Raw genomic sequence first — 14755 nt, forward strand, 5'->3', positions numbered from 1 at the left:
ATCGGCGGGCGCACGCGTATCGGCGGGCGCGCCTGTGAGGGGGAACCGCACGGGCGTCCTGGCGAGGAGGGGTCCCGCCGGGAGGCCCGCCGCCGAGGGGGCCGAGGGGACGCTGGTGCTCGTCGCGCACGGCACGCGCAGCGCGCCCGGCCAGGCCACGCTCGCCACCCTGGCGGACCGGGTGCGCCGCGCCCGCCCCGGCCACCGCGTCGAGCTCGGCTACCTGGAGATCAGCGCGCCCTCGCTCGCCGGCGTCCTGGCCCGCGTGCCGGGGCCGGTCGTCGTGGTCCCGCTGCTGCTGGCGGGCGGCTACCACGTCCACGTCGACCTGCCCGCCGTGGTCGCCGGGACCCGGCCGGACGCCCTGGTCGCCGGCCGGCTGGGCCCGCACCCGCTGATCACCTCGGTGCTGGCGCGGCGGCTGGCGGCGGCCGGCCTGCGCTCCACCGACGCCGTGGTCCTCGGCGCCGCCGGCTCCTCCGACCCCGCGGCCCTGGCCGACGTGCGCGCCGCCGCCCGGCTGCTGTCGGTGCGGCTGGCGCGCCCGGTCACCGCCGCATTCGCCTCGGCCGGGACCCCGTCGGTGCCCGACGCGCTGGAACGGCTCCGCTCGGGGCCGGCGCCCCGCGTGGTGGTCGCGTCCTACCTGCTGGCCCCCGGGTTCTTCCAGGACCGGCTGGAGTCGGCCGGTGCCGACCTGGTGAGCGGCCCGCTGGGCGCCGAGGACGACCTGGCCGCGCTGGCGTGGCACAGGTACGACGAGGCCGCCGCGACGATCGGGCGCGGCGGGCAGGAGGCGGCGCCCCGCCTCGCCAGGGAACCGCTCAGGACAGCGCGGGCGTCCGGGGGGTGACCGACTCCAGCCGCAGCTCGCGGACGATCTCCACGGCGCCGTCGTCCCGCGACAGTCCCGCGCCGGGGCCGGCGAACATCTCGTAGTAGGCGTGCCGGAAGCACCCCGCGAGCAGCAGGCGGGCGCTGGCCTCGGGGGTGACGTCCGGCGCCACCCGCCCAAGGCCCCGCTCGGCCTGGAGGTACTCGGCCAGGGGGGCGATCTCGGAGGCGGGCCCGAGCCGGGTCTCGCGCAGCGCCTCGCGGAAGCGCACCGTGATCGAGGGGGAGATGAACGCGGGCATCGCCGCCGCCTGGACCTCGGCGTAGTAGTCGATGCCGGCCCGCGCCACCGGGAGCAGGTTGTCGTTCACCCGCCCCTTGCCCGCGCGGTTCATCAGCTCGTCGAGCGTGCGCAGCCAGACCGGCAGCCGGTCCTGCAGGAGGGCGAGGAACAACTCGACGGCCTGCGCCGGGGTCGCGCCGCGCAACTGCGGATACGCCTCCGCCGCAGGGGCGGGCGCGGCGGGGCCTTCCTGTTTCATGAAAACGGCCATTTCGAGAACGCGTCGCCGCGTCTCCTGTGCTCTCTTGTGCGGGTCAGGATATGGAGTCGCCATGGGGGTCCCAAGGTGCGCAGTCACATGTGTAGGTTCAGCACGCGGGCGGCGGCGTTCACGATTTTTGCGGAGTCGTGTTTCTCTCCGTTATCGAATCGTTGCCGCGCGTGGGGGTGCCGCCCAGGTGCATTGGTGCGGAGTCGCGCAGCGGACAATTATTACCGGAACTTCCGGAGCCCCGTAGGCCATAACGCGAATTGCGCGCTATGTGGCTTTCGTCGGGTCTGACGGCGGAACGTCAGCCGTCGCCGTCGGTGTCGCGCCGCCGCAGATAGCGCTCGAACTCCGCCGCGATGGCGTCACCGCTGGCCTCGGGCAGCTCGGCGGCGTCCTTGCGCTCCTCCAGCTCGCGGACGTACTCGGCCACCTCGGAGTCCTGGGCGGCCAGCTCGTCCACGCCGTGCTCCCACGCCTGCGCCTCGTCGGGCAGCTCCCCGAGCGGCATGGGGATGTCCAGCAGGTCCTCCATGCGGCGCAGCAGCGCCAGCGTGGCCTTGGGGTTGGGCGGCTGGGCGACGTAGTGCGGCACCGAGGCCCACAGCGAGACCGTCTTGGTGCCCGCCACGCCCAGGGAGTGCTGGAGCACGCCGACGATGCCCGTGGGGCCCTCGTAGCGCGTCATCTCCAGGTTGAGCGAGCGGGCCAGGCCCGGGTCGCTCACCGAGCCGACGATCGGCACCGGGCGGGTGTGCGGGGAGTCGTTGAGCAGGGCGCCGAGCAGCACCGCCGTCTCCACCCCGAGCTCCAGGCAGATGCTCACGATCTCGGCGCAGAAGGTGCGCCAGCGCATGTTGGGCTCGATGCCGCGCAGCAGCACCACGTCGCGCCGGCTGCCCGGCGGGCGCGCCACCAGCAGGCGGGTGGTCGGCCAGATGATGGAACGCGTGAGGCCGTCGCCGAGCTCCACGACCGGGCGGGTCACCTGGAAGTCGTAGTAGTCCTCGGGGTCGAGCTCGACCAGGGGAGTGGCCTTCCACTCCTCCTCGAGATGCGCGAGGGCGCCGCTCGACGCCTCACCCGCGTCGTTCCACCCCTCGAACGCGGCGATCAGCACCGGGTCGACGAGCTCGGGAAGTCCTTCGAGCTCGATCACGCGCCGCCTCCTCCTCGCCTGGCCGAGGCCGCCCGGGTGACCGGGACGTCCTCTCGGCCGCCGGCGGCGGCCTTGTGCCTGTCTAAGCCTATTCGTTGGGAGGCGCTGAGTGGCACGGAGCGGCGATAGCCGGGTGTGAGCGGGCCCATACGGCGTCGGCGGGCGGACGCCACCATGATCCCGCACACGGCGCCGAACGGTCATCGGCGGCCATCCACCCCCCAATCGTGCGGGTGACCATGGCCGAACAGGCGCGTCACGCCTCCCGCTAGGCTGAGAACATGAACAGCGGAGCGTCCTTCAGACAAGCCCTCGCCGAACGCGTGATCGTCGCGGACGGGGCCATGGGGACCATGCTGCAGGCCTACGACATCACGCTCGACGACGTGCTCGGCCACGAAGGCTGCCCCGAGGTGCTCAACGTCACCCGCCCCGACATCGTCCAGGCCGTCCACGACGCCTACTTCGAGGTCGGCGTCGACTGCGTCGAGACCAACACCTTCGGCGCCAACCTCGCCGCCCTCGGGGAGTACGACATCCCCGAGAAGATCTACGAGTTCTCCGAGGCGGGCGCGCGGCTGGCGCGGGAACGCGCCGACCACTGGTCGACGGCGGAGAAGCCGAGGTACGTGCTCGGGTCGATGGGCCCGGGCACCAAGCTTCCGACGCTGGGCCACATGCCGTTCGCGACGTTGCGCGACGCCTACCGGGACAACGCGGCCGGGCTGATCGCGGGCGGCGCCGACGCGCTGATCATCGAGACCTGCCAGGACCTGCTGCAGGTGAAGGCGGCGGTGATCGGCGCCCGGCGGGCGATCGAGGCGGCGGGCCGTGACGTGCCGGTGATCGCGCAGGTGACGATCGAGACCAACGGCGCGATGCTGCTGGGCTCGGAGATCGGCGCCGCCCTCACCGCCATCGAACCCCTCGGCATCGACCTCATCGGGCTCAACTGCGCCACCGGCCCGGCCGAGATGAGCGAGCACCTCCGCTACCTCGCCAAGCACAGCCGGCTCGCCCTGTCGTGCATGCCCAACGCCGGCCTGCCCGAGCTGACCTCCGACGGCGCCCGCTACCCCCTCAGCCCCGGCGAGCTGGCCTCGGCCCACGAGACCTTCACCCGCGACTACGGGCTCTCCCTGGTCGGCGGCTGCTGCGGCACCACCCCCGAGCACATGCGCAAGGTGGTGGAGCAGGTGCGCGGCCAGGCGCCCGCGGTCCGCCGCCCGCGTCCCGAGGCCGGCGCGGCCTCGCTGTACGCGCACGTTCCGTTCCGCCAGGACACCTCCTACCTGGCCATCGGCGAGCGCACCAACGCCAACGGCTCCAGGGCCTTCCGCGACGCCATGCTGGCGGAGAACTGGGAGGAGTGCGTCGACATCGCGCGCGCCCAGTCCCGCGACGGCGCGCACATGCTGGACCTGTGCGTGGACTACGTGGGCCGCGACGGCGTGGCCGACATGAAGGAGCTGGCGTTCCGCTTCGCCACCGCCTCCACGCTGCCGATCGTGCTGGACTCCACCGAGCCCGCGGTGCTGGAGGCCGGGCTGGAGATGCTCGGCGGGCGCGCGGTCCTGAACTCGGTCAACTACGAGGACGGCGACGGCCCCGACTCCCGGTTCCAGAAGATCATGCGTCTGGTGCGGGAGCACGGCGCGGGCGTGGTGGCGCTGACCATCGACGAAGAGGGGCAGGCGCGCACCGCCGAGTGGAAGGTGCGGGTCGCCTCACGCATCATCGACGCCCTGGTGGGCGAGTGGGGCATGCAGGTCGACGACATCCTGGTCGACTGCCTGACCTTCCCGATCGCCACCGGCCAGGAGGAGACCCGGCGCGACGGCATCGAGACCATCGAGGCCATCCGCGAGCTCAAGCGCCGCTACCCCCGGGTGCAGACCACCCTCGGGCTGTCGAACATCTCCTTCGGCCTGAACCCGGCGGCGCGCATCGTGCTGAACTCGGTGTTCCTGAACGAGTGCGTGAACGCGGGCCTGGACTCGGCCATCGTGCACGCCTCCAAGATCCTCCCCATGGCGCGCATCCCCGACGAACAGCGTCAGGTGGCGCTGGACATGGTCTACGACCGGCGTCGTGAGGGATACGACCCGTTGCAGCGGTTCATGGAGCTGTTCGACGGCGTGGACGCCGCCTCGATGCGCCAGGACCGGGCCGCGGAACTGCTGGGCCTGCCGCTGTGGGAGCGCCTCAAGCGGCGCATCGTGGACGGCGAGAAGAAGGGCCTGGAGGCCGACCTGGACGAGGGTCTGGGGCAGCGGCCGGCGCTGGAGATCATCAACGAGGTGCTGCTGGAGGGCATGAAGACCGTCGGCGAGCTGTTCGGCTCGGGGCAGATGCAGCTCCCGTTCGTGCTGCAGTCCGCCGAGGTCATGAAGACCGCCGTCGCCTACCTCGAACCCCACATGGACCGGGTGGAGGGCGACACCAAGGGGCGCATCGTGCTGGCGACCGTCAAGGGCGACGTGCACGACATCGGCAAGAACCTGGTGGACATCATCCTGTCCAACAACGGCTACGAGGTCGTCAACCTCGGCATCAAGCAGCCGGTGTCCACCATCCTGGAGGCCGCGGAGGACAAGAACGCCGACGTGATCGGCATGTCTGGGCTCCTGGTGAAGTCCACGGTCATCATGAAGGAGAACCTCCAGGAGATGAACGCCCGGGGGATCGCCGACCGCTTCCCCGTGCTGCTCGGCGGCGCCGCCCTCACCCGCGCCTACGTCGAGCAGGACCTCGCCGACGTCTTCGGGGGCCACGTCCGGTACGCCAGGGACGCCTTCGAGGGGCTCCGGCTGATGGACGCCTTCATGGCCGTCAAGCGGGGCGTGGCCGGGGCGACCCTGCCGCCGCTGCGCGAACGCCGCGTCAAGACCGGCGCCACCCTGGTCCGCACGCCCGAGGAGGAGCTGCCCGCCCGCTCCGACGTGGCCGCGGGCAACCCCGTCCCCCGCGCGCCCTTCCACGGCGACCGCGTCGTCAAGGGCATCCCGCTGGCGGAGTACGCGGCGTTCCTGGACGAGCGGGCCACGTTCATGGGGCAGTGGGGCCTGAAGGCCGCGCGCGGCGGCGAGGGGCCCTCCTACGAGGAGCTGGTGGAGACCGAGGGCCGGCCCCGGCTGCGCATGTGGCTGGAGCGGATGCAGACCGAGAACCTCCTGGAGGCCGCGGTCTCCTATGGCTACTTCCCCTGCGTCAGCGAGGGCGACGACCTGGTCATCCTCGACGACGCGGGCAACGAGCGCACCCGGTTCACCTTCCCCCGGCAGCGCCGCGACCGGCATCTGTGCCTGTCGGACTTCTTCCGCTCGCGCGACTCCGGCGAGGTCGACGTCGTGGCCTTCCAGGTCGCCACCATGGGCCACCGCATCTCCGAGGCCACGGCCGAGCTGTTCGCCAAGGACGCCTACCGCGACTACCTGGAGCTGCACGGGCTGTCGGTGCAGCTGACCGAGGCGCTGGCGGAGTACTGGCACGCGCGGGTGCGGTCCGAGCTCGGCATCGGCGGCGAGGAGAGCCTCAACGACATGCTGAAGGTGAACATCACCGGCTGCCGGTACTCCTTCGGCTACCCCGCCTGCCCGAACCTGGAGGACCAGACGCAGTTGTTCGAACTGCTCGACCCCTCCCGCATCGGCGTGAGCCTGTCGGAGGAGTTCCAGCTCCACCCCGAGCAGGCCACCTCCGCCATGATCGTCCACCACCCCGAGGCCAGCTACTTCAACGTCTGACCCCGCGCCGCCGGGCCCGAGCGGGGCCCCGGCGTCCAAGGTCACCTCGCCGTCCGGCCACTCCCGGCCGGACGGTACGGTCTTGGTGTACGGCACCGGTCGTCAGGGGGATGTGTGGACGCGGTTCTCTTCGACATGGACGGGCTCCTCGTCGACACCGAAAAGCTGTGGTTCCGGGTCGAGTCAGAGGTGATGCGGCGCCTCGGAGCGGAATGGACCAACGCCGACCAGGAGAACCTGGTCGGCGGCTCGATGCCCGCGACCGTCGCCTACATGATGGCCAGGAGCGGCACCGCCGCCGACCCCGCGCGGCTGGAGGCCTGGCTGCTCGAAGGCGTGCTCACCCTGCTCGCGGACGGGTTCGAGCCGATGCCGGGAGCCGCCGAGCTGCTGGCCGAGGTGCGCGCCTCCGGCGTGGCCACCGGGCTGGTCACCTCCTCCACCCGGCCCATCGCCGAGGCGGTGCTCGCCGGCATCGGGCGCGCGAGCTTCGACATCGTGGTCACCGGCGACGACGTCGGCCGCTTCAAGCCCGACCCTGAGCCGTACCTGCTGGCGGCGCGCACGCTCGGCGTGGACCCGGCGCGGTGCGTCGTCCTTGAGGACTCCCCGAACGGCGTCGCGGCCGCCACGGCGGCGGGCTGCGCGGTCGTGGCGGTCCCCAGCGTCCTCGCCATCCCCCCGGCGCCCCGGCGCCTGGTGGTCGAATCGCTCAAACAGGTCGACCTGGCCGCCCTGCGCGCCCTCTCCCTGGCCCCGTAGCCCCGGTCCCCGGTCCCGGGGGCGGTCTCCCCTAGGGGACGCGCCCTCCCCGGGGTAGGGGACGGGCCATCCTTGGGGAGGAGGGGGTACGCGCGGAGGGCGTGCCAGGATGGAATGGTAATGCCACATCCCAAGGGGGCGAGCCGTTATGACCTTCGACCAGATCGCCTGGTTGCCGCTCTGCGCGGGGCTGACAGCGGCCGGGCTGCTGATCGGCTTCCTGACGTTACGCAGGCGCGGCGCGGGCGCGGGCCTGCGGGTCGCCGCGTGGTCCCTGATCCCGCTCGCCGCGTACCTCACCGGCGCGCTGCCGGCGGTGTGGCAGGCGGGCACGGCCGTGGTGGGTTTCGTCACCGGGCTGGTCTTCTCGCCGACGGTCTGGGCGGGCGTCGGGGTCGCGGCCCTGTCGGCGCTGTTGTTCCTGGTCTCCGGCGTGCTGCGCAGACGGCGCGGGGGCGCCGCGCGCGCGGAACGGCCCGCCAAGCAGGCCGTCCCCGGCGCGGCCCCGGCGGGCGCGCCGGGCGCGACGCCGAGCATCGCCCCGACGGTGCCCAACCGCCGGCCGCTGCCACCGAAGTCCGCGGCCCCGGCCGACGACGACCTCTCCGACATCGAGGAGATCCTCAAGCGCCGGGGCATCAGCTAGCCCCCGCCCCGCCCTCCCCGTGAGCCCAGGCCGGTGACCGCGAGCCGGCCCCCTGCCGGGCGGGGGGGTGCGGGCAGGGCATGGGGGACTCGTGGGCGCGGTGGCGCAGGCAGCGCAGGAACCAGACGGTCTTGGCGAGCGGGTCGGGTCCCGGCCCGACCCCCCACTGGTCGGCCAGGGCCGAGACGATCATCAGCCCCCGGCCGTGGTCGGCCGCGACGCCGGCGTCCAGCCGGCGCGGCCGTCCCGCCCCGTGGTCGCTCACCTCGCCCCGCAGCGCGGACCTCCCTGCGCTCAGCGACAGCCGGACCGGAGCGGCGCCGTGCGTGACGGCGTTGCCGACCAGCTCGCTCACGATCAGCACCACGTCGTCCACCAGGTCGGCCAGCCCCCAGCTCGCGAGCGCCCGTCTCGCCGTGCCCCGCGCCTCGGCGACGATCGCCCGGTCGTCGGTAAGGTCCCATGACATGGTCAGCTGTCCTCTCGGAGTGCCGATCATCGATGCTCCTTGCCTGCGGGCCCAGCACGTGTGGCGTCTTCCAGTACGAGGTACGGTCCCGGGCCTGCCCGCGTTCGGCGGACGGCGCCCCGTTTTCCCCTCGGGCCCCTTCCGCACCGCCGGTCCCGCGTGTCGCGGGCGTGCCGGCCACGCGGTGCGGGACGATGACGCAAAATCTCAGGGGCGGACGCGGCGCCTGGCCGGGGCCCGTTTTTCCCCGTGAAATCCGGCCAAACGGTGCGATCCCCCTTACGTCACAGGACTCAGACACAACCAAGACACGCCTCTGACATTGGCTTCAAGATCAACACGAATGAATTTCGCATGAATCACAGTTGAGCCACATAGCGTGCTCAGGTACTGGTCAGTGCAGCTCAGCACGTAGATTCTGCGTCCGGGGGCCGTACACGCGGCCAGCCACCAGAATGGGGCGACGTCCGCCAGCCACCCTTGGCCGGGCGACGCGCCACACGGACAACGTCGTCTGGGATCCAGGGGGCCGACACTATGACCGCACCGCTCGACGTCTCGGGCGCGGAGTACGAAGCCGCACCAGAGGCCGTGCTGGATGCGTCGCAAGCCAAGGCGATCCAGGGCCGATCACTCGGCCAGATCGCCTGGATGCGCCTGAAACGCGACAAGGTCGCGCTGACGGGCGCGGGCGTGGTGATCTTCCTGATCCTGGTGGCGGTCTTCGCGCCCCTGATCGTCGGCTGGATCGGGCATCCGCCGACCGACTTCAACCAGGACCTCATCAGCTCCGAGACCATGGCTCCGAAGGACGGCACCGGCATCGGCTGGGACCACCTGTTCGGCGTCGAGCCGGTCAACGGCCGCGACATCTTCAGCCGCATCGTCTACGGCGCCCGCATCTCCCTGCTGATCGCCTTCCTGGCGACCCTGCTGTCGGTGGTCATCGGCACCGTGCTCGGCGTCACGGCCGGGTACGTCGGCGGCTGGGTCGACTCGGTCATCAGCAAGGCCATGGACGTCTTCCTCGCCTTCCCGATCCTGGTCTTCGCCATCGCCCTGGCGGGCATCGTGCCCGACTCCGCGTTCGGCCTGTCCGGCGACGCGCTGCGCGTCTCGCTCCTGGTGTTCATCATCGGGTTCTTCAACTGGCCCTACATCGGGCGCATCATGCGCGGTCAGACGCTCTCCCTGCGCGAGCGGGAGTTCGTCGACGCGGCCCGCAGCCTCGGCGCGCGCGGGCCGTACATCATCTTCCGGGAGATGCTGCCCAACCTGGTGGCGCCGATCCTGGTCTACTCCACGCTGCTGATCCCCTCGAACATCCTGTTCGAGGCGGCGTTGTCGTTCCTCGGCGTCGGAGTGCGCCCGCCCACCCCCACCTGGGGCGGCATGCTGTCGGACGCCGTGCGGTTCTACACGATCCCGCACTTCATGTTCTTCCCCGGCATGGCGATCTTCATCACCGTTCTGGCCTTCAACCTCCTCGGAGACGGCCTTCGCGACGCCCTCGACCCGAGGGCCCGCTGAGCTCGACCTGTTCCCCCCATAAGTTCCCTGGCACCGACAACAAGGGGTTTTTTAGATGAAGAGAAAGACCACGCTGGGGGTGACCGCCCTGGGTGCGGTCCTCGCCCTGGCGCTGTCCGCGTGCGGGGGCGGCACCGCCTCCACACCGAGCCAGTCGGGCTCGGCCGCCGCACCGGCGAGCAGCGGCGCGAAGGCGGAGTTCAACGCGGCCCTGGAGAAGGTGCTGAACCCGTCCGACAAAAAGGGCGGCATCATCAAGTTCGCCAACGCCGGCGACTGGGACTCGCTCGACCCGGCCGACACCTACTACGGCTACTCGTGGAACTTCATCCGGCTCTACGGCCGCGCCCTGGTGATGTTCAAGCCGGCTCCGGGCAAGGAGAGCAGCCAGCTCGTCCCCGACCTGGCCGACAGCCTCGGCGTCCCCAGTGACGACGCCAAGACCTGGACCTACAAGCTCAAGCCGGGCGTCAAGTACGAGGACGGCACTCCGATCACGTCCAAGGACGTGAAGTACGGCGTCCTGCGGTCGCTGGACAAGGAGATCTTCCCGGACGGGTACACCTACTTCAACGACACCCTCGCCCTGCCGAAGGACTACAAGGGCCCCTACAAGTCCAAGGGCGTCAACACCGACAAGGCGATCGAGACCCCCGACGACCAGACGATCGTCTTCCACCTGAAGCAGTCGTACAGTGGTTTCGACTACTTCGCCCAGCTCCCCGCGACGATTCCGGTCCCCGAGGCCAAGGACACCGGCGCGAAGTACAAGGAGCACGTGATCTCCTCCGGGCCGTACAAGTTCGACAAGAACGACATCGGCAAGGGCTTCAACCTCGTACGCAACGACCAGTGGGACCCGGCCTCCGACCCGGAGCGCAAGGCGCTGCCCGACGGCTACGAGGTCAGCACCAACGTCAACGCCGACGACATCGACAACCGGATCCTCGCCGGTGACCTGCAGGTCGACATCGCCGGCACCGGCGCGCAGCCCGCGACCCTCGGCCGCGTGCTGACCGACCCGGCGCTGAAGGCCAACACCGACAACCCGACGATCACGCGTCTGTGGTACACGTCGATCAACGGCAACGTGAAGCCGCTGGACAACCTCGACTGCCGCAAGGCCGTGGAGTTCGCCTCGGACAAGGCCGCCTACCAGACCGCCTACGGCGGCGAGTTCTCCGGTGGCCAGATCGCGACCAGCCTGCTGCCCCCGGGCATCCCCGGCCACCAGGACATCAATCCGTACCCGAGCGGCCCGGACAACCACGGTGACGTGGCCAAGGCCAAGGAGGCCCTCACGGCCTGCGGCCAGCCGAACGGTTTCGAGACCAACATCTCCTACCGGGCCGAGCGTCCCAAGGAGAAGGCGGCCGCCGAGGCCCTGCAGCAGTCCCTGGCCAAGGTCGGCATCAAGCTCACGCTGAAGCCGTTCCCGCAGGCGGACTACTTCGCCCTGTACGCCGGCAAGCCCGGTTACGCCAAGGACAACAAGCTGGGCCTGGCCGTCAACGGCTGGGGTGCCGACTGGCCCGACGGCTACGGCTTCCTCCAGCAGGTGGTCGACAGCCGCGTGATCCGTGAGACCGGTGGCTCCTCGAACATCAGCGTCCGCGACCCCGAGGTCGACAAGCTGATCGACCAGGCCTCCCTGGAGACCGACGTCGCCAAGCGTGAGCCGATCTGGGGCCAGATCGACCAGAAGGTCATGGACGGCGCCTACATCCTGCCGGGCCTGTGGGCCAAGAGCCTGCTGCTGCGCGGCAAGGGTCTGACGAACGTCTACGTCAGCGACGCGTTCGGCATGTACGACTACCTCAACATGGGCCTCGAGTAAAAGGTCCGCACCACCCGTTATCCGAAAGATCCGATAGATCCGTGAACGCGGCAGGGGGCCGGCCGGCAGGCCGGCCCCCGGGGCCGGGGGGACTGTGGTCACATACATCATCCGGCGCCTGATCTGGGGTGTCTTCATGCTCGCCATCGTGAGCGTGATCACCTTCGCCATCTTCTTCCTGGTGCCCCGCCTGACGGGCGCCACCTCGGAGAGCCTGGCCTCCCGCTATGTCGGGCGCACGGCGAGCGCCCAGCAGGTGAAGGTCGCCGCTGAGAAACTCGGGTTCAACGACCCGCTGATCGTGCAGTACGGCCGCTTCGCCAAGGGCATCGTGACGGGCGCCGACTACGACTACGGCCCCGGCGTGGAGCGCTGCCCGGCGCCGTGCTTCGGCTACTCCTTCCTCACCCGGCTGCCGGTGTGGCCCGACCTGCTGAACCGGCTCCCGGTCACCCTCTCGCTGGCCCTCGGGGCCGCGGTCCTGTGGCTCATCGCCGGCGTCGCCACCGGCGTGCTCTCCGCGCTGAAACGCGGCAGCGTCTTCGACCGGGCGGCGATGGGCATCGCGCTCGCCGGCGTCTCACTACCGATCTTCTTCACCGGCATCGTCTCGCTGGTGCTGTTCAGCTACGGCCGCCCGCTGGCGATCACCGCCCCCGGCGGCAGCTTCACCCCGTTCTTCGACAACCCCGCCCAATGGGCGTACAACCTGATCCTGCCGTGGATCACCCTGGCCTTCCTGTACGCCGCCGGGTACGCGCGGCTCACGCGGTCGGGCATGCTGGAGACGATGAACGAGGACTACATCCGCACGGCCAGGGCCAAGGGCCTCGCGGAACGCGTGGTGGTCTTCAAACACGGCCTGCGCGGGGCGCTCACCCCCATCCTGACCATCTTCGGCCTCGACCTCGGCCTGCTCATGGGCGGCGCGGTGCTGACCGAGAGCACCTTCTCCCTGCCCGGCATCGGCAAGTACGCCATCGACGCGATCACCAACCAGGACCTGCCGAAGGTCATGGGCGTCACGCTCGTCGCGGCGTTCTTCGTCGTCGTGGCGAACCTGGTCGTCGACCTCCTGTACGCGGTGGTCGACCCGAGAGTGAGGCTCGCGTGAGCTTTCTCGAGCTCAAGGACCTTCGCGTCCACTTCCCGACCGACGACGGCCTGGTCCGCTCGGTCGACGGCCTGTCGTTCCGGCTCGAACGCGGCAAGACCCTGGGCATCGTGGGGGAGTCGGGCTCGGGCAAGAGCGTGACGAGCCTCGCCGTCCTCGGCCTGCACAAGGGCACCCGCGCCAAGATCTCCGGGGAGATCTGGCTCGACGGCGAGGAGCTGGTCTCCGCGAGCGCCGAGCACGTGCGGACGCTGCGCGGCAAGAAGATGGCGATGATCTTCCAGGACCCGCTGTCGGCCATGCACCCGTACTACTCGGTGGGCGCGCAGATCATCGAGGCCTACCGGATCCACAACGACGTCAGCAAGGCCGTCGCGCGCAAGCACGCGATCGACCTGCTCGGCCGGGTGGGCATCCCGCAGCCGGACCGGCGGGTGGACAGTTACCCGCATGAGTTCTCCGGCGGCATGCGCCAGCGCGCGATGATCGCCATGGCGCTGTCGTGCGACCCCGAGCTGCTGATCGCCGACGAGCCGACGACGGCCCTGGACGTGACCGTCCAGGCGCAGATCCTGGACCTGATGCGCGACCTGCAGCAGGAGTTCGACTCCGCGCTGATCATCATCACCCACGACCTCGGCGTGGTCGCCGAGCTGTCGGACGACATCCTGGTGATGTACGGCGGCAAGTGCATCGAGTACGGGAGCGCCGAGGACATCTTCGAGCGGCCCGAACACCCCTACACCTGGGGCCTGCTCGGGTCGATGCCGCGGCTCGATCGCGAGCGCACCGAGCGCCTCATGCCGATCAAGGGCACCCCGCCGTCCCTGATCAACGTGCCCACGGGCTGCGCGTTCCACCCCCGCTGCGCCTTCGAGCCCCGCACCGAAGGCAAGGGCAGGACGGTGGTGCCCGAGCTCCTGGAGACCGAGGGCGGCCACCTCGTGCGCTGCCACCTGTCCCTGGAGGAACGCCGCGCCACCTGGGAGAACGAGATCAAGCCCAAACTGGAGTCCGCGTGAGCGAGTCGCCTGAGCCCCTGCTTTCGGTCCAGGGCCTGGAGAAGCACTTCCCGATCACCAAGGGGCTGATCAAGCGCCAGGTCGCGGCCGTCAAGGCCGTCGACGGGCTCAGCTTCGACGTGGTCAAGGGCGAGACGCTCGGGCTGGTCGGGGAGTCGGGCTGTGGCAAGACCACCACCGGCCGCCTGATCACCCGCCTGCTGGAGCCGACCGGCGGGAAGATCGTCTTCGAGGGCAGGGACATCAGTCACATGTCCCAGAGCGCCCTGCGCCCGCTCCGCCGCGACATGCAGATGATCTTCCAGGACCCCTACAGCTCGCTGAACCCGCGCCACACCGTGGGCGCGATCGTCGGGGCCCCGTTCCGCATCCAGGGCGTGCGCACCGAGCACGGCACCAAGAAGGCCGTCCAGGACATCCTGGAGCTGGTCGGGCTGAACCCCGAGCACTACAACCGCTACCCGCACGAGTTCTCCGGCGGCCAGCGGCAGCGCATCGGCATCGCCCGCACCCTGGCGCTCAAGCCCAAGCTCATCATCGCCGACGAGCCGGTGTCGGCGCTCGACGTGTCCATCCAGGCGCAGGTGGTCAACCTGCTGGAGGACCTGCAGAACGAGCTCGACCTCACCTACGTCGTCATCGCGCACGACCTGTCGGTGGTCCGGCACATCAGCGACCGGGTCGCGGTGATGTACCTCGGCAAGATCGTCGAGATCGCCGACCGCAAGGACCTGTACGAGTCCCCGATGCACCCCTACACCACCGCGCTGCTGTCGGCGGTGCCCGTCCCCGACGTCAAGCGGCGCAGCGAGCGGGAGCGCATCCGCCTGCAGGGCGACGTGCCGAGCCCGATCAACCCGCCGGCGGCGTGCAGGTTCCACACCCGCTGCTGGAAGGCGCAGGAGATCTGCAGGACCGTGGAGCCGCCCCTGGCGCAGCTCGACGTCCGTCACCAGGTGGCCTGCCACTTCCCGGAGAACGTCCCCTCCGACGCCGTGCCCGAGGACGCCGGGACGCCCGTCCCCGGCTGACCCGGGCGCACGTCCCCGCACGTCCCCGTCCGGCCCCGGTGGCCGGGCGGGCCG

General features: G+C 70.7%; 12 protein-coding genes. 9 read left to right on the plus strand and 3 right to left on the minus strand.

Going from position 1 to position 14755, the window contains the following annotated elements; genetic code table 11:
* Window positions 1-34: 34 nt before the first annotated feature.
* Window positions 35-853, plus strand: coding sequence for a sirohydrochlorin chelatase (locus tag NYZ98_RS23205; RefSeq protein ID WP_262844984.1), 819 nt, complete (start codon window positions 35-37; stop codon window positions 851-853).
* Here NYZ98_RS23205 and NYZ98_RS23210 read toward each other — a convergent pair.
* Together NYZ98_RS23210 and NYZ98_RS23215 are read right to left on the minus strand one after the other, a co-directional pair.
* The gene (locus NYZ98_RS23210) at window positions 825-1376 is read right to left on the minus strand and encodes a hypothetical protein (protein ID WP_262844985.1); all 552 of its coding nucleotides are present in this window, start codon (window positions 1374-1376) and stop codon (window positions 825-827) included. The two genes, NYZ98_RS23205 and NYZ98_RS23210, sit on opposite strands and share 29 nt — an antisense overlap.
* Before the next feature lie 313 nt (window positions 1377-1689).
* Complete coding sequence (locus NYZ98_RS23215; protein WP_262844987.1) at window positions 1690-2544, minus strand: PAC2 family protein; 855 nt, start codon at window positions 2542-2544, stop codon at window positions 1690-1692.
* A gap of 281 nt (window positions 2545-2825) precedes the next feature.
* On the opposite strand from NYZ98_RS23215, the gene metH reads away from it, so the two are divergent.
* From metH to NYZ98_RS23230, 3 genes are all read left to right on the plus strand, one after another.
* Entirely contained in the window at window positions 2826-6290 is a 3465-nt protein-coding gene (gene metH, locus NYZ98_RS23220) for a methionine synthase (RefSeq protein WP_262844988.1), read from the plus strand.
* 114 nt (window positions 6291-6404) lie between these two features.
* Window positions 6405-7052 carry an HAD family hydrolase gene (locus NYZ98_RS23225; RefSeq protein WP_262844989.1) on the plus strand — a complete coding sequence of 216 codons (648 nt, stop codon included), beginning with the start codon at window positions 6405-6407 and terminating at the stop codon, window positions 7050-7052.
* A 148-nt stretch (window positions 7053-7200) separates the two neighbouring features.
* On the plus strand, window positions 7201-7698 hold the full coding sequence (locus tag NYZ98_RS23230; protein ID WP_262844991.1) for a cellulose synthase: 498 nt from the start codon (window positions 7201-7203) through the stop codon (window positions 7696-7698).
* Here the strand turns inward: NYZ98_RS23230 and NYZ98_RS23235 are convergent.
* A complete protein-coding gene (locus NYZ98_RS23235; RefSeq protein WP_262844992.1) occupies window positions 7691-8167 on the minus strand; it encodes an ATP-binding protein in 477 nt (158 codons plus the stop codon). The genes NYZ98_RS23230 and NYZ98_RS23235 overlap by 8 nt on opposite strands.
* A gap of 537 nt (window positions 8168-8704) precedes the next feature.
* Here NYZ98_RS23235 and NYZ98_RS23240 point away from each other — a divergent pair.
* The 5 genes from NYZ98_RS23240 (at window position 8705) to NYZ98_RS23260 (ending at window position 14701) form a co-directional block, all read left to right on the plus strand.
* On the plus strand, window positions 8705-9697 hold the full coding sequence (locus tag NYZ98_RS23240) for an ABC transporter permease (protein ID WP_262844993.1): 993 nt from the start codon (window positions 8705-8707) through the stop codon (window positions 9695-9697).
* 55 nt (window positions 9698-9752) lie between these two features.
* A complete protein-coding gene (locus NYZ98_RS23245; RefSeq protein ID WP_262844994.1) occupies window positions 9753-11534 on the plus strand; it encodes an ABC transporter substrate-binding protein in 1782 nt (593 codons plus the stop codon).
* Between the two features lie 94 nt (window positions 11535-11628).
* A complete protein-coding gene (locus tag NYZ98_RS23250) occupies window positions 11629-12648 on the plus strand; it encodes an ABC transporter permease (protein ID WP_262844995.1) in 1020 nt (339 codons plus the stop codon).
* A complete protein-coding gene (locus NYZ98_RS23255) occupies window positions 12645-13670 on the plus strand; it encodes an ABC transporter ATP-binding protein (protein ID WP_262844996.1) in 1026 nt (341 codons plus the stop codon). The genes NYZ98_RS23250 and NYZ98_RS23255 overlap by 4 nt, the downstream gene beginning before the upstream one ends.
* Entirely contained in the window at window positions 13667-14701 is a 1035-nt protein-coding gene (locus tag NYZ98_RS23260; protein WP_316249598.1) for an ABC transporter ATP-binding protein, read from the plus strand. The genes NYZ98_RS23255 and NYZ98_RS23260 overlap by 4 nt, the downstream gene beginning before the upstream one ends.
* Window positions 14702-14755 lie beyond the last annotated feature (54 nt).

The sequence above is a fragment of the Sphaerisporangium corydalis genome (assembly GCF_025506355.1).
Classification (GTDB): Bacteria; Actinomycetota; Actinomycetes; order Streptosporangiales; family Streptosporangiaceae; genus Sphaerisporangium; species Sphaerisporangium corydalis.